The organism is Planotetraspora silvatica (assembly GCF_016863315.1).
Classification (GTDB): domain Bacteria; phylum Actinomycetota; class Actinomycetes; order Streptosporangiales; family Streptosporangiaceae; genus Planotetraspora; species Planotetraspora silvatica.
Genome location: NZ_BOOQ01000060.1, coordinates 36,034 through 60,993, shown reverse-complemented (window position 1 = coordinate 60,993; position 24,960 = coordinate 36,034). Strand labels below are relative to the sequence as shown.

The 24,960-nt window shown below is 70.2% G+C and carries 19 protein-coding genes; 10 read left to right on the top strand and 9 right to left on the bottom strand.

The features are described 5' to 3' along the window. Nucleotides 1–554: 554 nt before the first annotated feature. On the top strand, nt 555–2,132 hold the full coding sequence (locus tag Psi02_RS37205) for an acetyl-CoA acetyltransferase (RefSeq protein ID WP_203980624.1): 1,578 nt from the start codon (nt 555–557) through the stop codon (nt 2,130–2,132). Here Psi02_RS37205 and fmdA read toward each other — a convergent pair. From fmdA to Psi02_RS37190, 3 genes are all read right to left on the bottom strand, one after another. Beyond that, on the bottom strand, nt 2,122–3,369 hold the full coding sequence (gene fmdA, locus Psi02_RS37200; protein ID WP_203980638.1) for a formamidase: 1,248 nt from the start codon (nt 3,367–3,369) through the stop codon (nt 2,122–2,124). The two genes, Psi02_RS37205 and fmdA, sit on opposite strands and share 11 nt — an antisense overlap. Nucleotides 3,370–3,482: 113 nt before the next feature. Then, a complete protein-coding gene (locus Psi02_RS37195) occupies nt 3,483–3,722 on the bottom strand; it encodes an FmdB family zinc ribbon protein (protein ID WP_203980622.1) in 240 nt (79 codons plus the stop codon). Nucleotides 3,723–3,804: 82 nt separating this feature from the next. Then, nucleotides 3,805–5,055: a glycosyltransferase gene (locus tag Psi02_RS37190; protein WP_203980620.1), complete on the bottom strand. Its 1,251-nt coding sequence runs from the start codon at nt 5,053–5,055 to the stop codon at nt 3,805–3,807. Between the two features lie 106 nt (nt 5,056–5,161). On the opposite strand from Psi02_RS37190, the gene Psi02_RS37185 reads away from it, so the two are divergent. Next, nucleotides 5,162–5,755, top strand: a complete 594-nt coding sequence (locus Psi02_RS37185; RefSeq protein ID WP_203980618.1) for a TetR/AcrR family transcriptional regulator — start codon at nt 5,162–5,164, stop codon at nt 5,753–5,755. Here the strand turns inward: Psi02_RS37185 and Psi02_RS37180 are convergent. Next, entirely contained in the window at nt 5,742–6,965 is a 1,224-nt protein-coding gene (locus Psi02_RS37180; protein WP_203980616.1) for an RNA polymerase sigma factor, read from the bottom strand. The genes Psi02_RS37185 and Psi02_RS37180 overlap by 14 nt on opposite strands. A gap of 221 nt (nt 6,966–7,186) precedes the next feature. Between Psi02_RS37180 and Psi02_RS37175 the strand changes: the two genes are divergently transcribed. The 3 genes from Psi02_RS37175 to Psi02_RS37165 all read left to right on the top strand — a co-directional run bounded on the left by Psi02_RS37175 (nt 7,187) and on the right by Psi02_RS37165 (nt 10,682). After that, nucleotides 7,187–8,122 carry a hypothetical protein gene (locus tag Psi02_RS37175; RefSeq protein WP_203980614.1) on the top strand — a complete coding sequence of 312 codons (936 nt, stop codon included), beginning with the start codon at nt 7,187–7,189 and terminating at the stop codon, nt 8,120–8,122. Between the two features lie 299 nt (nt 8,123–8,421). Further along, a complete protein-coding gene (locus Psi02_RS37170) occupies nt 8,422–9,075 on the top strand; it encodes a TetR/AcrR family transcriptional regulator (RefSeq protein ID WP_203980612.1) in 654 nt (217 codons plus the stop codon). An 86-nt stretch (nt 9,076–9,161) separates the two neighbouring features. Continuing rightward, nucleotides 9,162–10,682 (top strand): MFS transporter, encoded by a 1,521-nt coding sequence (locus Psi02_RS37165; RefSeq protein ID WP_203980610.1) that lies wholly within the window; start codon nt 9,162–9,164, stop codon nt 10,680–10,682. A 143-nt stretch (nt 10,683–10,825) separates the two neighbouring features. Here Psi02_RS37165 and valS read toward each other — a convergent pair whose 3' ends face one another. After that, on the bottom strand, nt 10,826–13,339 hold the full coding sequence (valS, locus tag Psi02_RS37160; RefSeq protein ID WP_203980608.1) for a valine--tRNA ligase: 2,514 nt from the start codon (nt 13,337–13,339) through the stop codon (nt 10,826–10,828). A gap of 360 nt (nt 13,340–13,699) precedes the next feature. Between valS and Psi02_RS37155 the strand changes: the two genes are divergently transcribed. The 3 genes from Psi02_RS37155 to Psi02_RS37145 all read left to right on the top strand — a co-directional run bounded on the left by Psi02_RS37155 (nt 13,700) and on the right by Psi02_RS37145 (nt 17,305). Next, entirely contained in the window at nt 13,700–14,932 is a 1,233-nt protein-coding gene (locus Psi02_RS37155) for an NBR1-Ig-like domain-containing protein (RefSeq protein WP_203980606.1), read from the top strand. Nucleotides 14,933–15,060: 128 nt separating this feature from the next. Further along, a complete protein-coding gene (locus tag Psi02_RS37150) occupies nt 15,061–15,480 on the top strand; it encodes a hypothetical protein (RefSeq protein WP_203980604.1) in 420 nt (139 codons plus the stop codon). Between the two features lie 121 nt (nt 15,481–15,601). Next, on the top strand, nt 15,602–17,305 hold the full coding sequence (locus Psi02_RS37145) for an NlpC/P60 family protein (protein ID WP_203980602.1): 1,704 nt from the start codon (nt 15,602–15,604) through the stop codon (nt 17,303–17,305). A gap of 65 nt (nt 17,306–17,370) precedes the next feature. On the opposite strand, the gene asnB is transcribed toward Psi02_RS37145, so the two are convergent. The 3 genes from asnB to Psi02_RS37130 form a co-directional block, all read right to left on the bottom strand. After that, nucleotides 17,371–19,209: an asparagine synthase (glutamine-hydrolyzing) gene (asnB, locus tag Psi02_RS37140; protein ID WP_203980601.1), complete on the bottom strand. Its 1,839-nt coding sequence runs from the start codon at nt 19,207–19,209 to the stop codon at nt 17,371–17,373. 94 nt (nt 19,210–19,303) lie between these two features. Beyond that, nucleotides 19,304–20,170 (bottom strand): ABC transporter permease, encoded by an 867-nt coding sequence (locus Psi02_RS37135; RefSeq protein WP_203980600.1) that lies wholly within the window; start codon nt 20,168–20,170, stop codon nt 19,304–19,306. Continuing rightward, nucleotides 20,167–21,153, bottom strand: coding sequence for an ATP-binding cassette domain-containing protein (locus Psi02_RS37130; RefSeq protein WP_203980599.1), 987 nt, complete (start codon nt 21,151–21,153; stop codon nt 20,167–20,169). Before Psi02_RS37130 ends, Psi02_RS37135 begins: the two co-directional genes overlap by 4 nt. A gap of 67 nt (nt 21,154–21,220) precedes the next feature. Between Psi02_RS37130 and Psi02_RS37125 the strand changes: the two genes are divergently transcribed. Further along, complete coding sequence (locus Psi02_RS37125) at nt 21,221–21,877, top strand: TetR/AcrR family transcriptional regulator (RefSeq protein ID WP_203980594.1); 657 nt, start codon at nt 21,221–21,223, stop codon at nt 21,875–21,877. A 44-nt stretch (nt 21,878–21,921) separates the two neighbouring features. Further along, a complete protein-coding gene (arfA, locus tag Psi02_RS37120) occupies nt 21,922–23,412 on the top strand; it encodes an arabinosylfuranosidase ArfA (RefSeq protein WP_203980592.1) in 1,491 nt (496 codons plus the stop codon). Nucleotides 23,413–23,448: 36 nt separating this feature from the next. Here the strand turns inward: arfA and Psi02_RS37115 are convergent, their stop codons facing one another. Beyond that, a complete protein-coding gene (locus Psi02_RS37115) occupies nt 23,449–24,861 on the bottom strand; it encodes a sensor histidine kinase (protein ID WP_239095482.1) in 1,413 nt (470 codons plus the stop codon). Nucleotides 24,862–24,960 lie beyond the last annotated feature (99 nt).

The following is a 24,960-nucleotide window of genomic DNA, read 5'->3' as shown; positions in this document are numbered from 1 at the left end:
CGATACGGGTAGAAATCCATGGTTGGCAGGTATGTCCGCGCACGTCCAGTCGGGTTGGCGCGTCCCATGCCGCCTCGAGGGATATTCCATCGACGTACGTGCCTTCGCGCTGCCGACGAGCCTCCTCCCCATGGGACGCGAATACGCTCGGAATACGAGCACATTGCCCTCGAATTAATTAAGGGCGTTTTGACGTACCACATGTCGCGAGTTTGCTGACGCTAATGGACAATTCACAACCCGCATCGTCACGTTCTGTTATCGGCGTCGCCGGCCGGGCCGGCATACCTCGGCTACGCTTGGGCCGACGCCCCCACAATGGTGATTTTCGATTCTCACGGAATCCGTTCACGATTCCGTGAGAATTGAAAACGTCTCAGACGCCCCCTCCGGATCTCCCGACTCGCCGAGCGCGGCCACCGCGGCCTCGACGTCGCCGGGCACCCTCATGCGCCCACATGTCGGAAATAGCAACCCAACATGCTTGTTCAGGGACGAATTCCGTCTATAAGTTGAGGCCGCTCTTACGTCGTCGCATCCCCCTTGGAGCTCATATGGCCGTGCTGGACCTCGACCCCCGCACCCCGGTCGTCGTCGGTGTCGGTCAGTGGTCGGAGCGTCTGGGCGGGCCCGGCTACCGGCGACTCTCCGCGGTCGACCTCGCGGCCGCCGCGGCGCGTGAGGCGCTCGGGGACACGCTCGCGGATCAGTCGGCGGTGGCCGCGGCGGTCGACACCGTGGCGGGCGTCCGGCAGTTCGAGACCTCCGCGCCGGGTGCGACGGCGCCGCTCGGGAGGTCCACGAACTTCCCGCGCTCGGTCGCCCGCAGGGTGGGCGCCGCCCCCGCTCGGGCGATCCTCGAGGTGTCGGGCGGCCAGGGACCGCAACACCTGGTCAACGAGCTCGCCGCGACGATCGCCGCCGGCTCCTGCGACGTCGCGCTGATCTTCGGCGCCGAGGCGATCTCCACGGTCCGGCACTTCGCCGGTGCGCCCGACCGGCCCGACTTCTCCGAGACCGTCGAGGGCGACCTGGAGGACCGCGGCTACGGACTCGAGGGGATGGTCTCCCGGTTCCAGGCGGCCCACGGGCTGACGGGCGCCCCCAGCCAGTACGCCCTGTTCGACAACGCGCGCCGCGCGCGGCTGAAGCAGAGCCGGCAGGAGTACGCGGCCGGGATGGGCGCGCTGTTCGCGCCGTTCACCAAGATCGCCGCCGCGAACCCGCACGCCGCCGCCCCGACCGAGCGCACGGCCGCTGAGCTCGTCACCCCGACCGAGCGGAACCGGATGATCGCCGAGCCGTACACGCGTTATGTGGTGGCCAGGGAGAAGGTCAACCAGGGGGCCGCCGTCCTGCTCATGTCGGTGACCGCGGCTCGACGGCTCGGTGTCCCCGAGCACCGATGGGTCTTCCTGCCCGGCCACGCCGACCTGCGCGACCGTGATCTGCTGGATCGTGCCGACCTCGGCACCGGCCCCGCGTCGATCATGGCGGCCCGGCACGCGCTGGAGGTGGCGGGCATCGGCGTCGCCGACCTGCTCACCATCGACCTCTACAGCTGCTTCCCCATCGCGGTCTTCAACGTCTGCGACGGACTGGGCCTGTCCGCCGACGACCCGCGAGGCCTGACCGTCACCGGCGGCCTGCCGTTCTTCGGCGGCGCGGGGAACGACTACTCGATGCACGCCATCGCCGAGACCGTCCAGCGGTTGCGCTCGGCTCCGGGGTCGTACGGACTGGTCGGCGCCAACGGCGGGATGCTGAGCAAGTACTCCGCCGGCGTCTACTCCACCACGCCCGGCGAGTGGCGGCCCGACCGCAGTGCGGCGCTGCAGGCCGAGATCGACGCCTGGCCCGGGGTGGAGCAGGCCGTCCAGGCCGACGGGTGGGGCACGATCGAGACCTACACCGTCAGGCATCGGCGTGAGGGCGACCGCGTCGGCATCGTCGTCGGACGTCTCGAGGCGGACGGCCGGCGGTTCCTCGCCAGGACCGAGGACTCCGACACCCGCATGCTCGACCTGCTGAGCACCGGCGAGCCGATCGGCCGCCGGGTCTACGTCCGCTCCTTCGACGCGGTCAACCGCGTCACCACCGGCGATTCCCCGATGGGCGGGCTCAGGAGGTGACCGCGCAGCGGCCGCGGTCCGCCCTGGTGGGACCCGCCGCCGTGGGACGCACGTCGAAATCGAAGATCGCAGTCGGTATGTAGAGGGAGCAGCAGGCGTTCGGGATGTCGACGATCCCGCTGATCCGGCCCTCGATCGGCGCCGACCCGAGAAGCAGGTACGCCTGCTCGCCCGTGTAGCCCCACTTCTTCAGGTACTCGATCGCGTTGAGGCAGGCCCGGCGGTAGGCCAGAGTCGCGTCGAGATAGTGGTTGGTGTCCCGCTCATGGTCCACGGAGATCCCGATGAACGACAGGAACTCCGAATAGCGCGGCTCGACGTTGCCCGGCAGGAAGATCGGGTTGGTCGTCACGCCGTACTTCTCCATGCCGCCCTTGATGAGATCGACGTGGAAGTCGATGAACCCGCCCATCTCGATCGCGCCGCAGAAGGTGATCTCGCCGTCGCCCTGGCTGAAGTGAAGGTCGCCGGCCGACAGCTTGGCGCCCTCGACGAAAACGGGGCAGAAGACCCGCGCGCCCCGGGTGAAGTTCTTGATGTCCTGGTTCCCGCCGTTCTCCCGGGGTGGGACCGTACGGGCGCCCTCCGCCGCGATGCGGGCCGCCACGGCGCCGGTGGCCGTACCGGTGACGGCGTTGCGTGGCTCAGGCGGCAGGCCCAGCGCCGGGACGCGGCCGGGATCGGTGTCGATCAGCGCCTGTTCCCGGCGGTTCCAGGTCGCGAGCAGGTCGGGCGAGGGCGCCGTGCCGAACAGGCCGGGATGAGTGATCCCCGTGAACCGGACGCCCGGGAGGTGGCGGGAGGTCGCCTGCTGTCCGTGGAAGTCCCAGATCGCCTTGTAGGCGTCGGGGAAATGATCGGTGAGGAAGCCTCCTCCGTTGACCTTGGGGAAGATCCCCGTGTAGCCCCATCCCTGTCCCGCGATCTCGCCCGCCTGCTGCGGGACCGGACCGAGGTCGAGGATGTCGACGACCAGCAGGTCACCGGGTCGCGCCCCCTCGATCGCGACCGGCCCGCTGAGCATGTGCGGGAGGGTCAGATCGATGTCCCGGACGTCGTCGGCGGAGTCGTTGTTCCCGATCTGGGCGTCGGTCCAGTCCCTGCACTCCACCCGGAACTCGTCGCCCGGCCGTACGGTCACGACCGCGGGGATGTCCGGATGCCACCTGTTGTGGCCGGGGACGACCTGATCCCGCATGGAGCGGGTCTGATCCACCTGGAACACGACCTCGGGCATGGCGGCCTCCTCCGTTGACGGCTTGGCCTCCGCGCGCGCGATTTCCGCACCCGTCTCCGTACCGGTCATCGGCCGGTCTTCTCCGCGGGTCCGGGTGCCGGTTCATCCGGCTGTCAGCGGCGCCGCCGGTGCCGCGGCACGCTGGAGACGATCTCGGGCTCGTCCCGGCTCCGCTCCTCCCGCGCCAGCGCGCCGGCCATCGCCGGAGCCGGCCGGGACAGGCGGGGGGCGGAGTAGACCCGGCGGGCACCCACGCCACACCACGGGCACTCCCGATGCGCCGACGCGGTCCCCATGGGCAGGACCACGTCGAACGGCCCGCAGGCCGGGCACAGGAATTCATAGGTGGCCATGGCACCCCCCGTTGAGCACTATCCGGACGACCGGGGCCATTTCCCCACATTACGCCCGGCCGCCCGGATGACTCGGTCCACGTCAGCCGGCCAACCTGCCCACGGCCTCGACGACCGCCAGGGCGCCGTCCTCCGCGTCGACACGACCGGCGAGCTCGGCGGCCCTGCGCCGATAGGTCCGGTCGGACACGGCGGCGCCGAGGGCGGCGGCCAGCCGGCCGGCCGACAGGCTCCGGAACGGAATCGCACCAGGACCCACGCCCAGCGTGGCCAGCCGCGAGGCCCACAGATGCTGGTCGGCTACGGCGGGCAGGCCCACGGCGGGAACGCCCGCGCGGATTCCGGCCGCCGTGGTCCCGCTTCCGGCATGGTGCACCACGGCGGCCATCCGCGGGAACAGCCAGTCGTGCGGCACGTCCTCGACGCCCAGCACGTCGTCGCCCTCCGCCGCCATGCTCGCGGGCCCGGTCTGCAAAACGCCCCGCAGCCGCGCCCGCCGCAGCGCTGCCAGCGCGATTTCGGTGTGCCGGTCGAGGTTCCCGGAGGCCATGCTGCCGAACCCGACGAACACCGGGGGCGGGCCCGACTCCAGGAAATCGAGCAGTTTCGCCGGGGGCCGCCAGCCGGGCGTGCGCTCGGGCCACCAGTAGCCGGCCACTTCCAGTCCCTCCCGCCAGTCCGCCGGACGAGGGAGCACGCTGGCGCTGTATCCGTGGAAGACCGGCCATCGGGTGGTCTCGCGGCGCCGGTAGACCTCCCTGGAGGTCGTCGCGGGAAGGCCGAGCCGAGCCCGCAGGTCCTTGGCGGAGCCCGCGTGCGCGGGAGACGGGACGGTGAACAGCAATCGGGCGGCGGCCCGGTTGCCCCACCGGCCCAGCGAGCGGGAGAAGGCGCCCATGACCGGCGGAAAGTCTCCCGTCGGCTCTATCGGCTGAAGATGGACCCCGATGCTGGGGAGTCTCATGGCCTCGGCCACGTGGTAACCGGCGGACGCCGGCGCATTCAGGAGCAGCACGTCGGCGCCCCGCTCCGCGGCCTGGACGATCCCGTCGGCCGATTGCCTGCCGTAGTCGGCGAACATCCTGGCTTTGGCCGGCGGCGCGGCCTTCGCCCCGCCGGCCGCCACGGGAAGGAGCGGAATCGGATCTCCGGGAATGGCGCGGAACTCCAGGCCGGAGGCGGCCACCAGGTGGCCGTAGGGCTGGTGTGCGGCGATCGCGACCTCATGGCCCGCGTCGCGGAGGCGGGCTCCCAGGCCGGTGTAGGGTGCGACGTCGCCACGGGTGCCGAGCCCGATGATCAGCACCCGCATGTGGACTGATCTCTGGTGCACAGGTCAACGATGAGCATGGTTCGTCCTCTCAGGGCGATTACAATGCACTCGCATCGTAAAGTGCGCCAACCGGTGAATCAATACGACTGCATTGGAAAGACCGGAGATGCCCAAGATCGTCGATCACGAGGCGCGGCGGCGGCACATCGCCGACGCCCTGCTCCGCATCGCATCCAGGGACGGACTGGACGCGGTGAGCCTGCGGGAGGTCGCGGCCGAGGCCGACGTGTCGATGGGGATGGTCCAGCACTATTTCGACACCAAGGACCAGATGCTCATGTTCGCTCTGACCCAGTTGAACGCCCGGATCGGTGAACGGGTGGCCGCCGCCATGGACGCCCCGTCGCCGCGGGCGTTCCTGCGGGCCGCGATCCTGGAGCTCCTCCCGCTCGACGACGAGCGCCGTTCGGAGTCCCGCATCGGCCTCGCCTATCTGGCCCGATCAGTCGTCGCCGATGATCTGGCGGGTCTCCTGCGCGCCGCCCTGCCGTACGTCATCGGCTTCTACGCCGAGCAGATCCGCGCCGCGCAGGCACTCGGCGAGGTGCACGCGGACCTCGACCCGCGGATCGAGGCGGTCATCCTGTACACCATGGCCCAGGGGCTGGTGAACCCCGCCCTGATCGGCCACCTCCCTCCGGAGGAGGTGGTCGCGACGGTCGACTACCACCTCGACCGGCTCTTCCTCACATCCGGGTGATCGCGTCGCGGCGGCGGCACAGGAAGGCGCGCTCCGCGGCGTTGTGCGCTCGGGCGATCGCCGCATCATAGGCCCGCGCCGCCTCCCCGTCCCGGCCCAGACGCCGGAGCAGGTCGGCGCGGACGGCGTGGAACAGGTGATACGCGTCCAGCTCGAGATCGTCCACGAGCGTGAGCGCCGGCTCCGGGCCGTCCACCTCGGCCACGGCGACCGCGCGGTTGAGAGCCACGACCGGAGTCGGGGCGAGCGTCATGAGCAGGTCGTACAGCTCGAGGATCTGCCGCCAGTCGGTGGCGGACGCGGTGCCCGCGTCACTGTGGACGGCGTTGATCGCCGCCTGGATCTGGTACGGCCCGGGCCTGTCCCGGCGGAGGCACCGGCGGACGAGTCCCTGTCCTTCGGCGACGAGGTCACCGTCCCACCGGCCGCGGTCCTGGTCGGCCAGCAGGACGAGGTCGCCGGCCGGGTTGGTTCGGGCATCCCGCCGGGACTCGACGAGCAACATCAGCGCGAGGAGCCCCATGACCTCCGGCTCGTCGGGCATGAGCTCGGCCAGGAGCCGGCCCAGCCGCACGGCCTCGGCGCAGAGGTCCTCACGGACCAGGTGATCGCCGGAACTGGCCGTGTAGCCCTCGTTGAAGATCAGGTAGACCACGGCGAGCACGGCCTGGAGCCTCCCGGGGAGGTCGGCCTCCCTCGGTACCCGATACGGGATGCGCGCGTCACGGATCTTGCCCTTGGCCCGGACCAGCCGCTGGGCCATGGTCGGCTCGGGCACCAGGAAGGCCCCGGCGATCTCGGCGGTGGTCAGACCGCCCAGGAGCCGCAGCGTCAGCGCCACCTGGACGGCGGGGGCGAGCGCGGGGTGACAGCAGGTGAAGATCAGGCGCAGCCGGTCATCGTGCACGGGCCCCTCCTCGGCCGGTTCGTTCCCGGCGTGCAACAGGGCGGCCTGGGCGTGCCGGTCCTCACGGGACGCCTCACGCCGCAGGCGGTCGATCGCCCGGTTCCGGGCGGTGGTGATGATCCAGCCCGCCGGACTCGGAGGCGGACCGTCGGAGGGCCAGCGTTGCACCGCCGTCGTGAAGGCGTCCTGGACGGCCTCCTCGGCGACGTCGATGTCACCGAAGACACGGACCAGCACGGCCACCGCCCGGCCGTACTCCCGGCGGAACACACCGTCGATCTCCGAGGTGGACGGATGCGCCATGGCGGATGTCAGTCCTCCTTGTCCCCCTTGAACGACCCCACTTCCGTCAGGTGTGATCCTCCCGGACATCGGTGCGGTCTGCCTCTCACTGTCCATACGAACGGCCGGTCCCCGGATCGACGATTCCGCCCGCCTGACTAGGGGCGGCCGTCTCCCTGGGCGTTTTCCGCACTGATCTCCGCCGGCCGGGTTTTGTCGGGGGCGTCTGGCAGGTTCAGCGCATGATCTTCTTCGTCTACCGCGCCCACTACGAAGGCCCGCTCAGCAAGAGGGTCCGCCGGCTGCCCGACGCCACCGTGCTCAGCTGGTTCCGCCGGGGGTGGGCCGAGGTGGTGACCGGCCAGACTCAGGACGTCGGTACCTGGCTCGGAGCGGAGTTAGGCGGTGACGTGTACGGCCTGCACACGATCTTCGATCGGGCCCGCGAACACGGCCTCGCCGCGCCGGAGTCCTGGCAGGAGCTGCGCGACCTCCTCCAGGAGCATCTCTACTTCGAGGGCGAGCTGCGTGTCGACGCACACAGCGTGCGGGTGCTCACCGACGACGACGAGGTCATGTTGCCGTACTTCTTCTTCGACGACACCCGCACCGGTGAGGTGGCGTACCTGCTGCACGATTGGCCGCTGCCCTCCGACGCCGCCGAAGTGCCGGGAGCCGGCGCCACGCATGCCGTCCTGCTGACCTTCTACGACGGCGACAGCATCTGCCAGGAGCCGCCCTTCACCTTCCCCGACGTGCGCCTGCCCGGCCTGGCGGCGCACCTTCGCACCACGACCGACGACCTGAAGAGGTGGCCGGTCGAGCTGCTGGAACTCCGGGCCCTGGTCGCCCCGGAAGACGACGACCTCGGCCCCGCGCTCGAGCGGCGCAACCTGTGGCCCTCGTTCGACGGCGGGCCGGCCGAGCTGTACGGCGAGCACGACGAGGCGCACCGCTTCGCGCTCGCGCAACTGGTGGGCCCCGGCGTGTTCTCCGGCCGGGATCCGGGCCGCACGCTCATGCGCAGCGACGAGCACCTGGCGCAGTTGTCGATCCACCTGAGCGGCTTCTTCGGCCACCAGCAGTGGTTCCTGTTCGACGACATGTGGATCGCCCGGCATGAGGACCTCGCGCGTTCGCTCCTGCGCTACGCCACGGTGTGGGACCCGTTCGAGTAGCCCACCCGGCCGGGGACCGAACGGGCCCGCGACCGCCGGTGAAGGGCTCCCCGCCCCTGGCAGCCAGGCTGATCACTTCTCCACGAACGGGTCGTCGTCAGCGGTCTTGCCGGGCCGGTAGGCGGACCATTCCTGGTACATGACCCGCCCGTCGGTTGTGTGACACAGCTCATAGCGGGGTCACGAAATAACCGGGGACGGTCTCCCTGTTTGCACGTACGTCACAGAAACGGGGAGAACTTCCCCACTTATGTACGACAGATGACGAAAGTCCATACAAGAGGCAACGGAGGGTCGCCGTGGGTGCCGCGAGCACGACCGTCGAGCGGAGCGGTGCTCCCCGACTGCGGGCGGACGCGTCGCGCAATCGGGAGCGGATCGTGGCAGCCGCACGTGAGGCGTTCGTGGAGTTCGGCGCGGACGTGACCCTCGATGAGATCGCGCGGCGGGCCGGGGTGGGGAACGCCACCATCTACCGGCACTTCGCCGATCGCACGGAACTGATCCGTCAGGTGACCCTGGAGGTCATGAACCGAATCGTGAAGCTGGCGGAGTCGGCGCTCACCGAGGAGCCCGACGCGTTCGAGGCGCTGCGGCGCTTCGTCCACGGCGCGGCCGACGAGCGGATCGGGGCTCTGTGCCCGATCCTGTCCGATGGCTGCCCGCCGATGCCGGCGGAGTTCACCGACAAACGTGATCGTCTCGAGCAGGCGGTGCAGAGCATCATGGACCGGGCACGCGACGCAGGGGTGTTACGCCCCGACGTCGGCCCCGGAGACATCCTGATCGCACTGCCGCAGCTCACCCGCCCGCTGCCCGGCACCGGCTGCCTGAACCTCGGCCGGTTCATCGATCGTCACCTCGAGCTTTTCCTCGACGGGCTCCGCGCTCCAGCGCGCTCTCCCCTGCCCGGCGCCGCCGCGACGTTCGAGGACCTTCGCGGCCAGAACTGACCACGCCGACCACCCTCTGGCTCTTCATCCCTCATCTGCTGTTCACCTGCAATTTCGCCTTTCTTACATCGTTAGTGAGTATCTCCATGCCTGAAACGGCCCAGGTCCAGCCGGACCCGCGGCGCTGGAAAGCCCTTGCGTTCATCGCCATAGCCCAGCTGATGGTCGTTCTCGACGGAACCATCGTGAACATCGCGTTGCCCTCCGCCCAGGTCGATCTCGGCATCTCCGACACCAACCGCCAGTGGGTCATCACGGCCTACGCCCTGGCATTCGGCGGGCTGCTGCTCTTCGGCGGCCGCATCTCCGACCTCTGGGGGCGCAAGCGCGCCTTCACCATCGGTCTCATCGGTTTCGCCACCGCCTCGGCCATCGGGGGCGCCGCGGCCAACGAAGCGATGCTGCTCGGCGCCCGCGCGCTGCAGGGTGCGTTCGGCGCGTTGCTCGCGCCCGCCGCGCTCTCGCTGCTCGCGGTCACGTTCACCGAGGTGAAGGAGCGCGCCAAGGCGTTCGGGATCTACGGTGCCATCGCCGGTGGCGGCGGCGCCCTCGGTCTGATCCTCGGCGGCTTCCTCACCGAGTACCTCGACTGGCGCTGGACGTTCTTCGTCAACATCCCGTTCGCGGCCGTCGCCGCCACCGGCGCGTTCCTCGTCATCCGCGAGCCGGCGGGCAGCCGCAACAGCAACGGCCTGGACATCCCCGGTGTCATCCTGGCGACCCTCGGTCTCGTCTCCCTGGTCTACGGCTTCACCCGCGCCGAGACCGACGGCTGGACCGCGGGCGTGACCATCGGGCTGTTCGTCGGGGCCGTCGTGCTGCTCGCCGCGTTCGCGCTGGTCGAGGGCAAGGTGCGGTCTCCGCTCCTGCCGCTGCGTGTGGTGACCGACCGCAACCGCGGCGGCGTCTACCTGTCGCTCGGCCTGGCCATCATCGCGATGTTCGGCCTGTTCCTCTTCCTGACCTACTACCTGCAGGTCGTCAAGGGGTACTCCCCCGTCCAGACGGGCTTCGCCTTCCTGCCGATGATCGCCGGAATGATCACCGGGTCGACGCAGATCGGCGCACGCCTCATGACCCGCGTGCCGCCGCGCCTGCTGATGGCGCCGGGCTTCCTGACCGCCGCGATCGGCATGCTGATCCTGACCCAGATGCAGACCGACAGCTCCTACGCCGGCCTGGTGCTGCCCGCGCAGATCCTGCTCGGCCTCGGCATGGGCACGGCGTTCATGCCGGCGATGAGCCTCGCGACGTACGGCGTCCAGCCGCGCGACTCGGGCGTCGCCTCCGCGATGGTCAACACCTCGCAGCAGGTCGGCGGCGCCATCGGCACCGCTCTGCTCAACACCATCGCCGCGAGCGCGGTGACCAGCTGGGTCGCCTCCCACCGTGCCCAGGCGGTCATCCTCGGCAAGGTCCGCTTCGCCAACGAGGCCGCGGTGCACGGTTACGCCACCGCGATCTGGTGGGCGGTGGGCATCCTGCTGGTGTCGGCGATCATCGCGGCCACCTTCATCAACACCGGGCGCCAGGGCGGCACCGTGGTGTCCTCCTCGAGCGAGGACGGCCAGCAGGACTCGACGACGGTCCCGGTGATGGCGCACTGACCAGGTTCCGTACGGCCCGGCCGTACAGGACATAGGTACGGCCCCGGCCGTACATCGCATCGAACTGAGGGGCCCGGCATGAGCCGGGCCCCTCAGTCGTTCGATCGGAGCGGGAAGCCGCCGGACCGGCGCCCTCCTGCGGCTCAGGCCAGGACGACCTCTACCGCGAGGTCTCCGCCATTCTCGGCGAGGACGAGATCCCCGATGTTGCCGGCGGCGCGCACATCCTGCTCGCCCAGGCGGACGAGGTCGGCCCCACGCCCACTGACGGTCACACCGGAGACCTCGGCGCGCATCGACACCTTCGCCTCGGACTTCGCCTTGCGCACGTGCCTGAGCACCTCCCCCGCCGCCGACAACACGGCGGGGTCGCCCGCGCCGCGCTCCGGCGCCGGCCACGGGGCGCGGTGGACGGAGCCCTCACGCCACCATGACCAGACTTCCTCGGTGACGAACGGCATGAACGGGGCGAACAACCGCAACAACGTGTCGAGCGCCTGCCGCAGGGCCGCGCGGGCGGACGCCGCCGGGGCGTCGGCTCCGCCGTAGGCCCGTCCCTTCACCAGTTCCAGATAGTCGTCGCAGAACATCCAGAAGAAGCGCTCGACCACCTCGATCGCCCGGGTGTGGTCGTAGGCCTCGAAGGCGTCCGTCGCCTCGCGCACGACATCCGCCAGTTGCGCCAGCATGGAAAGGTCGACCGGCTCCGTGATCTCCCCGTCGCCGTCGCCCAGCCCGAGCACGAACCTCGACGCGTTCAGGATCTTGATCGCCAGCCGCCTGCCGATCTTGAGCTGCCCGGCGTCGAAGGCGGTGTCCACGCCGTAACGGCCGTTGGCCGCCCAGTAGCGCACCGCGTCCGAACCGTGCTGCTCCAGCAGGTCCATCGGGGTGACGACGTTGCCCTTGGATTTCGACATCTTCTTGCGATCGGGGTCGAGGATCCACCCGGAGATCGCGACGTCGCTCCAGGGCAGGCCGCCGAACTCCAGGTCCGATCTGACCACCGTCGCGAAGAGCCACGTCCGGATGATCTCGTGCGACTGCGGGCGCAGGTCGGGGGGGAAGACCCGTCCGAACAGATCCCCGTCGGTCTCCCAGCGGCCCGCGATCTGCGGTGTCAGCGACGAGGTGGCCCAGGTGTCCATCACGTCGGGGTCGGCCATGAACCCGCCGGGCACTCCTCGCCGGTCCTCCGTGTACCCGGGCGGCACGTCGGAGGTGGGATCCACCGGCAACGCGTCCTCCGGGGGTGTGATCGGCTCGTCGTACACCGGCTCTCCGGCGTCGTCGAGCCGGTACCACACCGGGAAGGGCACACCGAAGAACCGCTGCCGGGAGATCAGCCAGTCTCCCGCGAGCCCTTCGACCCAGTTCTCGTAGCGCACGCGCATGTGCCGCGGATGCCAGGAGAGCTCGCGCCCCCGGTCCAGCATCCGTTCCCGCAGGCCCGCGTCACGCCCGCCGTTGCGGATGTACCACTGCCGGGTGGTCACGATCTCCAGCGGCTTGTCTCCGCGCTCGTAGAACTTGACCGGGCGGGACACCGGCCGCGGCTCGCCGTCGAGGTCGCCGGACTCGCGCAGCAGCTCCACGATCCGCTCGCGCGCGCTGTGCACGGTCTTTCCCGCCAGTTCCTTGTACGGCTCGGCCGCCACGCCCGCGGACGGGTCCGCGAGCAGCCTGCCGTCCCAGCCGATGACCGGACGGGTCGGCAGCCCGAGCTCCCGCCACCAGGTGACGTCGGTGACGTCACCGAACGTGCAGATCATCGCGATGCCCGAGCCCTTGTCCCGCTCGGCCAGGCGATGGGCGAGGACCGGCACCTCCACGTCGAACAACGGGGTGCGCACGCTCGTGCCGAACAGCGGCCGGTAGCGCTCGTCGTCGGGATGCGCGACCAGCGCCACACAGGCGGGGATCAGCTCGGGTCGCGTCGTCTCGATCCAGACGGGCCCCCGGTCTCCGCGGAAGGAAACACGGTGGAAGGCGCCCGGCCATTCCCTGTCCTCCAGCTCGGCCTGGGCGACGGCCGTACGGAACGTCACGTCCCACAACGTGGGAGCTTCGGCCAGGTAGGCCTCGCCCCGGCCCAGGTTCCGCAGGAAGGCCCGCTGCGAGACGGCGCGCGCCTCGTCGCTGATCGTCGTGTAGAGCAGCGACCAGTCGACCGACAGGCCGACCCGCCGCCACACCGCCTCGAACGCCTGCTCGTCGATGGCGGTCAGCTTGTGGCAGAGCTCCACGAAGTTGCGCCGCGAGATCGACACGTCGCGCTTGCCGGGCTTCTCCGGCGGCACGAAGTCCGGGTCGTAGAGAAGTGACGGGTCGCACCGCACGCCGTAGACGTTCTGGACGCGGCGCTCGGTGGGCAGGCCGTTGTCGTCCCACCCGATCGGATAGAAGACCGACTTGCCGTTCATCCGCTGGTAGCGGGCCATGAGGTCGGTATGGGTGAAGGAGAACACATGGCCCACGTGCAGCGAGCCGGAAACGGTGGGCGGCGGGGTGTCGATCGAGTAGACCTGTCCGCGCGGCTTCGACCGGTCGAACCGGTAGGTCCCCTCGGCCTCCCAGCGGGCTACCCATACCGACTCCAGGCCGTCGAGAGTCGGTTTCTCGGGCATGGAGGCGTGGAGCCGTCGCTGTTCGGTCATGCGTCAACGATAGGGGCCCCGCCGCCGCATCATCCCGTGCCGCCGCCGAGTCGCTTCATGGCGCCTCCGGTGAACACCCGGCGGCCTGACAGACAAGTCAGGAAGACCGCCCGGCCGTGCCGGCATCGGTGGGTGGCGATCGGCTCACAGAAGCGCCGGACACGGACGGCCGCTCGATCGGATGAGCCTTACGCCGCTGGCGGAATCGGCCCCGGTGTACGGCCCGGCGGACGCGTCCGGCATGATCGACACGACCTCTGACACGGCCCTTTCAAGCCGGTTTGATCGCTTAAAAGGCAGGGGCTAGATTCTCGGCGGTCGCGGAACACTTGTGATCGGACAGCCAGGACGGAGGCCGCTGTGCATGATGCGGTGTCAGGCAAGCGGGAACGTCAGGAACGCTTCGCCAAGGAGCTGCGGGGGCTGCGTGCGGAGGCGGGGAATCCGTCATTCCGGGTGATGGCCGCCAAGTCGCACACCGTCAGCCACGCGACGCTGCACGAGGCGGCAAAGGGGACGCGTTTCCCCAGCTGGCTGACCACGGAGGCGTTCGTCGAGGCGTGCGGAGGAGACGTCGACGACTGGCGGACGCGGTGGCGCGAGGCACTGGGCGAGCCTGAGACGGCCACGCCCGAGCCACGCACACCCGAAACGGCCGCGTCCGAGCCGCGGACGGCGGCCGACGGGCCGGAGACGCCCTCGCACAAGCCGGAGAGCACGCCGGACCCCCCGGGCGAGAGCGACGACCTTTCTGACGAGCCGCACGGCCACGGAGGCGATCCGGAGGTTCCGGCGGACGGGCCGCACGGCCACAGAGGCGCCGCAGGACCGCACGGCCATGGGGGCGCCGCGGGACCGCACGGCCACGGGGGCGCCGCGGGACCGCACGGCCACGGGGGCTCGGACGTGCCGCAGGCCGGCACCCGAGAAGCCGCCCCGGGCCTCGTGGCGGGCACCCCCGCAGTCCCCGTCGGCGAACCGGGATCCGGCGCACCGCCGGCCGAGACCGCGACCGCGACCGCGACGACAGCGGCCGATCCGGTCCCCACGCGAAGGCGGCACCGGCGCGCGGCGCTGATCCTGGCGGGATGCACGGCGGTGGCCGCCGCCGGCACCGTGGCCTATCTGCAGCCGTGGCACGGCCAGAGGACACCGATTCGCGCCAAATCGAGTCCGCAACCGACGACGGCACCGGCGACACCGGCGACCGCGACACCGGAGTTGACGGTTCCCCGGATAAAGGGCGACCAGAGCCTGTTCGTTGCCGACGTCACGATTCCCGACGGCACCGTCGTGGAGCCCGGACAGCAGTTCACGAAGACCTGGGAGATCGCCAATATCGGGACCGTCCCGTGGCACGGCCGCTTCCTTGAGCGCGTCGCGCTGCCCGCCGACAACGGGACGTGCTCCACGCCGAGCAAGGTTCCGATCCCGGACACGAAGCCGGGCACGCACGTGCGCATCAGCGTGACGGTCATGGCCCCCGACACTCCCGGCTCCTGCTGGGTCGGCTGGAAGATGGTCGACGGGGAGGACCGGCCGTTCCTCCCCGGCTCGCGCCCGGTCTACTTCGTCGTCAACGTCGCGCAATGACGGGTGTCAGAGCATGTCAGAACCTGTAAGACGCGGTACCTGACAACGAAGATCGCCGCCCATGATGACTCCGACCCTTGACCGGCCGACAAGCGGCCGGGGAGTCCATCGCCAGAAAGGCGGCACCTTTGAAGGCAGGACGTTTCGCGAAGGGCGCGATCATCGCGCTGCTGTGCGCTCCGGCGGTCGCCGGAATCTCGGGGACCGCCCACGCGGAATCGGCTCCGGGATGCAGCGGGACCACGCAGATCGGTTCGACCGCGTACATCACCTCGGGCGGCACGACCTTCGCGTCGGTGAAGCAGTTCAAGGGGTGCGGGAAGAACTGGGCCTACCTCTACGTGTGGGAGGGCTACCGGAGCACGCACAGCACGTGGGACGCGTGCGTCGCCGTCGGCACGCCCGGAAACAGCACCCTGAACGGCACCCAGTGCAGGACCCACACGACCGAGGTCTGGTCGCTCGGCACCAACACCCTGTCGGTGTGCACGCAGGCCATCGGCTGGATCCCCGACGGGGCGAGCGCCAAGACGAGCGAGCGCTGCTGACGAGGCACTCCGGTGCCCGGGCGGTTCCCCATGACGGCCGCCGGCGCCTCCCACGAGCACGCCCGCTCCCAACCGGGCGACGTTCTCCGCGGCTGACGCCGCTCTTGTGAAAGGACCCCCTTTGAAGCCTGGACCTTCGCGGCTGCGCAAGTTATGCGCGCCGCTGGTCGGCGCGGCGGCGATGTTCGTCGCGCTGTTCGTGGCGCCCGGCGCGGCCGAGGCCGCCGTCGGGTCGCACTCCTACACGGTCACCGCGACCCTGGACGGGCGCACGGCCAAGGACCTGAACAACCACGCGTACCCGAACAAGTACCCCAACGGCAGCACCATCACGGTCGTCTGCCAGGACAGCGGGCCGGACGCCTACGGCAGCACCGTCTGGGACCGCACGTCCGACAACCTCTGGGTCACCGACTTCTACGTGAAGACCGGGCACTCCGGCTTCACCGACGAGGTGCCCCGCTGCGTCAACGGCGGCGCTCCGGGCAGCGGTTCCGGCCGGCCGTACACCGTCTCGGCCACCCTCGACGGACGCACCGAGCGTGACGTCAACAACCACGCGTACGTGGACAAGTACCCGAGCGGCAGCGTCGTCTGGATCACCTGCCAGACCACGGGGCCCGACGCGTACGGCAGCAACCTGTGGGACTACACCGACGACAACCTGTGGGTCCCCGACTTCTACGTCAAGACCGGCTACAGCGGCCCCACCCCGCAGCTTCCGCGCTGCAGCGGCGACGAGACCGACCCGCCCGGCACCGGCCCGCACTCGTTCCCGGTCACCGCGACCCTGGACGGCCGCACGGTCAAGGACGTCGACAACCACGCCTACCCCAACCGCTACTTCGACGGCCAGTACGTCGAGATCACCTGCCAGGACAGCGGCCCGTCCGCCTACGGCAGCACGATCTGGGACCTCACCTACGAGGGCCTGTGGATCCCCGACTTCTACGTGAGCACGGGCTCCACCGGCTTCTCCAGCAAGCTCCCCCGCTGCACGTCGGGCGGCGGCGGTTCCACGGGCGGCCACTCCTACGTGGTGACGGCCACTCTGGACGGCCGGACGGCCAAGAGCCTCAGCAACCACGCCTACCCGGACAAGTACCCGTCGGGCAGCACGGTGACGATCACCTGCCAGGCGTACGGTGAGTTCACCTACGGCGGCTCGGCCATCTGGGACAAGACCACCGACGGCCTCTGGGTCGTCGACTACTACGTCAAGACGGGGACGGACGGCTTCGTCGCCGGCCTGCCGCGTTGCGACAACACGCCTCCGCCCGCCGGCGGCGACCCGTCCGGCTGGGACCCCGGTTCGCCGGCTCCGCCGTCCTCCACCCATCAGGAGAAGGTCAACGCGGCGATCGCGGCCGCCCGCGCCGAGATCACCAACCACCCGTTGTACGCGTGGGGCGGCGGCCACGGCGCCCACCCGGGCCCGACCCGCGGCTTCTGTGACGGGATCAACGGATACGACACGCCGGGCCACTGCGCCGCGTCGCTGCGGATCGGCTTCGACTGCTCCGGGCTCATGCGCTGGGCCTTCTACCAGGGAACCAGCGTCGACATCGGTCCCGTGACGACCTACGACCTGTACAACCACCGGCCGTCCATCTTCGCCTACACCATCCACCGGGTCTCCGACCTGCAGCCGGGCGACCTGATCCTCAGCCGTCCCGACTCGAGCGGACGACCCGCGCACACGGTGATCGTCTCGAAGGTCAGCGGCTCCTCGATCACCATCATCGAGGCCCCGCGCACCACCATCCCCCTCCGCGAGACGGCGTTCCCGACCGACACCTTCGTCGTCGGCTACCGCCTCGCGTAACCTCCGCGAACGATCGGGCCCCCGCACTCCGTCGAGTGCGGGGGCCTCGTCGTCCCGTACGCGCCCTATGACGTCGTGATGACCGGCTTGTACATCCGGAGCCAGAGGGACACGTCGAGGGCGCGCTCGAACAGGCGGCGGGCGAGGGGCGCGACCCGCGGGTCCGTCGCGTCGACGGCGCGGCGCAGGCCGTCGCGGTCGATGATCCCGAAGACCGGGTCGGCCGGGTCGGCGAGGAGGTCGCGCGCGTTGCCGCGCATCGTGGCCGTGTACGCCGGATCCTGCGTGGAGGGATAGGGGCTCTTCGTCCTGTCCACCACCGACTGCGGCAGCAGGTCGGCGGTCGCGCCGCGCAGGAGGCTCTTCTCGCGCCCGTCGTACGACTTGAGCGCCCAGGGGACGTTGTAGACGTACTCCACGAGCCGGTGGTCGCAGAACGGCACCCGCACCTCGAGGCCCACGGCCATGCTGGCGCGGTCCTTGCGGTCCAGCAGGACGCGGACGAACCGGGTCAGGTAGAGGTAGGAGATCCGGCGCATCCGGTGCTCGAGGTCGCTCTCGCCGTCCAGCCGCTCGACCCCGGCGACGGCCGTGCCGTACGCGTCCCCGATGTAGCGGCCGAGGTCGAGCGCGCGGCTCAGGCCGGGGTCGAGGAAGGTGCGCGGCCGTGAGCCGCCCGCGAAGGACGCCAGCCAGGGGAAGGTGTCGGCCTGTCTGACCTTGGGATCGAAGAACTGCCGGTATCCGCCGAACACCTCGTCGGCGGACTCCCCCGACAGCGCGACGGTCGAGTGGCGGCGGACGGCCGAGAACAGCAGATGGAGTGAGGCGTCCAGGTCCCCCAGCCCGACGGGGGTGTCCCGGGCGCGGATGACGGCGGCCCGCGTCCCGGGATCGGCGAGAGCGGCGGAGCCGAGCACGACGTCCTCGTGGTCGGTGCCGGACAGTTTGGCGACGTCGTGCACGTAAGGGGCGTCGCGTGTGGCGCGGTGCTCCGTGGCGACGAAGTTCTCCTCCTGCCCGGCGAAGTCGACCGCGAAGCTGCGCAGCGTCTCCCCCGTGCCCGACAACCGCCGGGCGGCGATCGCCGTCAGGGCCGAGGAGTCCAGCCCGCCGGACAGGAGCGTGCAGCGCGGGACGTCGGCGACGAGCTGCCGGCCGACGATGTCCTCGAGCAGGTCGCGGACCCGGGCGACCGTCGTCTCCCGGTCGTCGGTGTGGGGCGCCGTCCGCAGGGACCAGTACCTGTCGACGCGGATCCCGTCCCGGCCGACGCTGACGACGGTCCCCGGCTCGACCTCGCGCATGCCCTTCCAGATCGCCAGACCGGGCGTCCTGACGAAGGCGAACAGCTCCCTCAGCCCGTCGAGCCCGACGGCCGTCTCGGCGAGCGGGTTGGCGAGGATGGCCTTGGGTTCGGAACCGAACAGCACCCCGTCGGACGTCGGGTGGTAGAAGAGCGGCTTGACCCCCATGCGGTCGCGGACCATCACCAGCGTGTCCCGCCGGCCGTCCCAGATCGCGAAGGCGAACATGCCGTTCAGGTGCTCCGCCACCGCCTCGCCCCACTCCAGGTAGCCGTGCAGCACCACCTCGGTGTCGGATGTCGTGCGCAGCGTGTGCCCGCGCCGCAGGAGCTCGCGCCGCAACTCGGCGAAGTTGTACGTCTCGCCGGAGTAGACGAGCGCGACGTCGCCCTCGGGGGTGCGCACGCTCATCGGCTGCCGTCCCCCGGGCAGGTCGATGATCGCGAGACGGCGGTGGCCGAGGGCCGCGTGCCCGGCCACCCAGGTCCCGTGGTCGTCCGGCCCTCGGCGGGCCATGGTCAGGGTCATCGCCTCGAGGGTGGGCAGCGCCTCCCCCAGGTCACGCTCGAACGACACCCAGCCCGTGATTCCGCACATGTCGATCCCTTGTCTCGTCCGTCTCGTCGACGTAGGCCCGCCGGGGCGTCGTCGTCGACCTCCGCCTCCGCGTGCCCGGCGTCGGCCTGGCCGCTCAGTCCGTCTTGCTGAACTCCGCGATCGCGATCGCCAGCAGGACGGCCCCGATGGCCGCCACGACGCCGACCTCGAGCAGGGTGGGCACCCGCCAGCTCCCCCAGGTCATGCCCGCGTCGAGCCGCTGCCGTACGGCGGGATCCATCGTCAGGTGCGAGAACACGATGCGCCTGATGGGGTCCACCGCGTAGGCGAGCGGGTCGATGCGGTTGAGAACGGTCAGCCACCCGGGCAGGTTCGACGCCGGGAAGACGGCGCCGGACAGGAAGTACAGCGGCAGGATCAGCATCTGCGTGAGCGCCATGAACGACTGCATCTGCTTGATCCGGGCGGACATCATGACCCCGAAGGCCGTGATGGTGAACGCCAGCAGCAGCTGGATGCCGAACACGCCGAGCACGAGCCCCGGCGCGTACGGCACGCCGACGAGGCCGGCGATGCAGATGACGATGACGCCCTGGAAGGCGGCGACGGTGGCGCCGCCCGCGCACTTGCCGATGACGATCGAGCTGCGGCGGACCGGCGCGACCAGCATCTCGCGCAGGAAGCCGAACTCGCGGTCCCAGACGATCGAGGCGGCGGAGGCCATCGCGGTGAACAGCACGGCCATGGCGAGGATGCCCGGGTAGAGGAACGTACGCAGGCTGAGGCCGCCCGTACCGCCGGACGTCAGCTGCGACAGGCCGGTGCCCAGCACGAACAGGAACAGGAACGGCTGCACCAGCGAGGTGAGGATCCGCAGCCGGTCGCTGAAGAACCGGATGAGCTCCCGCTGCCAGACGATCTTGATGGCGCGCAGCTCACCGGCGAAGCTGCGGCGGGGAACCCGGATCCGCGACACCGGCGCGGTCTGGACGGCGGTCATCGGCGCACTCCTCGGAACTTCGCCATGGTGTCCCGGCCACGCTGGCCGGCGGTCGCCTCCGCGTCACGCATGGTCTTGCCTGTGTAGGACATGAACACGTCGTCGAGGCTCGGGCGGGCGACGTTGACGGCCCGGATCGACAGGGGGAACTCCCCGAAGAGCGTGGGGACGAACTTCTCGCCCTGCTCCACGAAGAAGGTGACGGCGCCCTCGGACGCGGTCGCCTCCAGCCCGAACTGCTCGGCCAGTACGGCGATCGCCTTGTCGTCGTCCTCGGTTTCGATCCGGACGCGGTCCTTGCCCACGCCCGCCTTCAGCGCCTCGGGGGTGTCGAGGGCGATGATCTGACCGTGATCCATGATCGCGATCCGGTCGCAGTTCTCGGCCTCGTCCATGTAGTGGGTCGTCAGGAAGATCGTGATCTCCTCGGCCTGCTTGAGTTCGCGGATGTAGGCCCAGATGGAGCTGCGCGTCTGGGGGTCGAGGCCGACGGTCGGCTCGTCGAGGAACAACACGCGGGGCGAGTGGAGCAGGCCGCGGCCGATCTCCAGCCGCCGTTTCATCCCACCGGAGAACGTGTTCACCTTGCTGGCGCGCCGGTCCCACAGGCCGACCATGTCGAGGACCTGCCGCAGCCGGGCGTCGAGTTCGCTCTTCGGCACGCCGTACAGGCCGGCGTGCAGCCGGAGGTTCTGCTCGGCGGTGAGATAGCCGTCCAGGGTGGTGTCCTGGAATACCAGCCCGATGTTGCGGCGCACCTCGTCGCGCTCGCGCACGATGTCGTGCCCGGCGACGCTCGCGGTTCCTCCCGTCGGGGTCACGAGGGTGCACAACATGCTGATGGTCGTGGACTTCCCGGCGCCGTTCGGGCCGAGGAAACCGAACGTCTCGCCGCTCTCGACGGTCAGATCGATGCCCCGCACCGCTTCGAAATCGCCGTAGCGCTTGGTCAGGCGGGTCGTGGCGACCGCCGGTTGCGTCATGAGATCTCCTGATTTAAGTACTCCAAGTGTAATAATGCCCTTAGTGTAGTCAAATCGGGAGCAAGGTATGAACCGCTACGCTGTGCCCATGCGACCGGGCGGGCTGCGTGAGATGAAGAAGAGCCAGACGCGTCAGCTCATCGCCGACACCGCCGCCTCGCTCTTTCGCGCCCGGGGCTTCGACGACGTGACGGTGGACGAGATCGCCGCGGTCGCCCAGGTGTCGAAGAAGACGGTGTTCAACCACTTCCCCACGAAAGAGGACCTGGTCTTCTATCGGGCGGATGAACGCGAGGCCATGTCACTGGCCGCCGTCAGGGAGCGGGCGCCCGGCGTCTCGATCCTCGACTCCTTCCGGCAGCTGTGCCTGTCGCAGACCCGGCTCGTGGCGGGCATCCGGCGGGACCAGGCGCACCCCCGCGGGTTCTTCGACCTGGTGAACGCCAATCCGTCGTTGCAGCGGAAGATGTACGAGGTCAACGCTCATCTCGTGAGCACTCTCGCCGAGGCGGTGGCGGCCGAGGCCGAAGCGGATCCCGACGATCCCATCCCGTCGATCGTCGCCTCCACCCTGATCGGCGCGCAGCGTGCGCTGTACCGCCGGCTGCGCGAGCGGGTGGCCGCGGGCGGCGACGACGAGACGGTCGAGCGGGCCCACCACGACGACGTCCGCCGGGTCTTCGACCGGCTCCGCGACGGCCTCGGCGACTATCCGCCCCGCTGAACCGCGCCTGAGGCCTCCGCGTCTCCCCACAGAGGAGTCTCACCGTGCACGAGGCACATCTCACGATCGACCCCGCGTTCCAGGTGGCACCGGTGCGGCGTCGCACCTTCGGCACGTTCATCGAGCATCTCGGCCGCTGCGTATACACCGGCGTCTACGAGCCGTCCCATCCGGCCGCCGACGAGGACGGCTTCCGCCGCGACGTCCTCTCCCTCACCAGAGAGCTCGGCGTTTCCACGGTCCGCTACCCAGGGGGCAACTTCGTCTCCGGATATCGCTGGGAGGACGGTGTCGGGCCGGTCTCCGGGCGGCCGCGACGGCTCGACCTGGCCTGGCACAGCACCGAGACGAACGAGGTCGGCGTCGACGAGTTCGTGCGCTGGTGCCGTAAGGCCGGGGTCGAGCCGATGATGGCGGTCAACCTCGGCACCCGCGGCATCACCGAGGCCCTCGACCTACTGGAGTACTGCAACCACCCCGCGGGCACGGCGCTGTCCGACCGTCGCGTCGCCAACGGGACGGCGGAGCCGCACGGCATCAGGATCTGGTGCCTCGGCAACGAGATGGACGGCCCCTGGCAGACGGGCCACAAGACGGCCCGGGAGTACGGCAGGCTCGCCGCCGAGACCGCCCGCGCCATGCGCATGGTCGACCCCGGCCTGGAGCTCGTCGCCTGCGGCAGCTCCGGGTCCTCCATGCCGACCTTCGGCGCCTGGGAGGCCACCGTGCTGGAGGAGGCCTACGACGTCGTCGACTACATCTCCTGCCACGCCTACTACGAGGAGAAGAACGGGGACCTGGGGAGCTTCCTGGCCTGCTCGACCGACATGGAGTACTTCATCTCCTCGGTCGTCGCCACGGCCGACCACGTCGGGGCGAGGCTCAGATCCCGCAAGAGGATCGACGTCTCGTTCGACGAGTGGAACGTCTGGTACCTCAGCCGGTTCCAGCAGGCCGGGCCCCGGGAGGACTGGCCGATCGCTCCGCCGCTGCTGGAGGACCACTATCACCTGGCGGACGCGGTGGCCCTCGGCGGCCTGCTGATCACCCTGCTGCGCAACAGTGACCGCGTGACCGCAGCCTCGCTGGCCCAGCTGGTCAACGTCATCGCGCCCATCATGACCGAGCCGGGCGGGCGGGCGTGGCGGCAGACCACCTTCCATCCGTTCGCCCAGGCGTCCCGGTACGCGGCGGGCGACGTGCTGCGGGTCGAACCGGTCTCACCGCTGTACGAGACGGCCGAGTACGGCGAGGTGCCGCTGCTCCACGCGGTCGCCACCCACTCCGAAGAGGGCACGACCCTGTTCGCGGTCAACCGGTCGACCGACCGGCCGCTCTCCCTCGTCATCGACGCCCGGGCTCTCGGCGACGCCCGGATCGTCGAGGCCACCACCCTGACCGATCCCGACGTCTACGCCCGCAACACCGCCGACGCCCCCGGCCGGATCGCGCCTCGCCCCAACCCGGACATCGAGCACGACCCTCTGCACGTGTTGTTGCCCCCGGTCTCGTGGAACGTCATCCGCCTGGGCTGAGACGGCGGCCCGGCTGTCCGGGGTGCGGAGACGGGCCTATCCGCCGGCGAGAGGCAGCCGGAGCAGGAACCGGGCGCCGCCGCTGGGCGACTCCACCGCCTCCAGGGTGCCCTGATGGGCATGCGCGATCTCACGGGCGATCGCCAGCCCCAGACCGGTGCCGCCGTGGTCGCGGCTGCGGGCCGTGTCCAGCCGGGTGAACCGCTCGAAGACACGCTCCCTGTCGGGTTCGGGGATGCCGGCGCCGTCGTCGTCGACGGCCAGCTCGGCGAAGGACCCGTTGCGCCGCACGCTGACCTCGACGAGGCTCCTGGTGTGCCGCTGGGCGTTGTCGAGCAGGTTCTTCAGCGCACGGGCGATCTGGACGCTCACGGCGGTGACGGGCACGTCCGGGTCGGTCCGCAGCCGGTTCGGCAGGCGGTCGAGCCTGCGGGAGACCTCATCCCGGACCAGGTCGCACAGGTTCAGCTGAGTCTTGTCCGCGGCCCCGGCGGTTCCCACCCTGGCCAGCAGGAGCAGATCGGTGATGATCGCCTCCAGCCGGTCGACGTCCACCAGTGCGCTGTTGAGCAGGGTGTTCAGGTCGGTGTCGTCCGGATGCAACTGCCCGATCTCCAGCTCGGCGCGCAGGCCCGCGAGAGGGGTGCGCAGCTCGTGTGAGGCGTCGGCGACGAACTGCCGTTGCCGTGCGAGGACGGCGTCCCTGTTCAGCTTGGCCTCCTCGATCCGGCTCAGGGTGGCGTTGACGGTTTTGGCGAGCCGGGCGATCTCGTCCCGGCCCGGAGGCTCGGGCACGCGGCTGCTCAGGTCGTTCCCGTTGATCGCGGCGAGGTCGTCGCGAATGGCGCGGACCGGCTTCAGGGTACGGCCGGTGATCTTCCAGGTCGCCCACGCGGCCAGCAGGACCAGCGCCACGTCCTGGATGCCGAAGAGCCGGGCGAAGATCCCGGTCGAGGTCAGACCGGCCGCGAGACGGCCCGCGTAGACCACTGGCGAGTTCGCCGTGGCCTGGACCCGGAGCGCGGAGAGCCGGACGCAGCCCAGATGCGTCGCGGTGCAGGTCTGCACGTCCTCCTCCGGATCGCCCGGCCTCGGCCAGGCCGAGCTCAGGGGCGGCAACCCCAGGGCGTCCTTCGAGGCGTCGATGACGCGGTGGTTCGGCGCGACGACCTGGACCAGATCGACGCCGGCGACGTGCGGGACGACGGGGTCGCCCAGCTCGTGAAGCCTGTCGGCCGCCGCTGTGAGGTCGGCCTGTTCCCGGACTTCCAGCCAGAGGGCGTCCCCGATGGCCTGGCGCCCCACGGCGCCCTCCGCCGCGCCCGCGGGAAGCAGGAGGAGCACCGCGAGGAGGGTGACCAGCGCGGTGAGACGTCCACGGATCGACCGCGGGCGCAGGTGGCGCGACACCCTCCGCAGCCGGCCGTTTCCAAGTGGCTTGCTGGTCACGGCTCGCTCCCTTCAGGCGAAGACCGTATACAACTACCCGGATACTGTATCCAGGTTCAACGATCCCCCTGCGTGGCCGCGTTGTCGTTACCGCCAGCC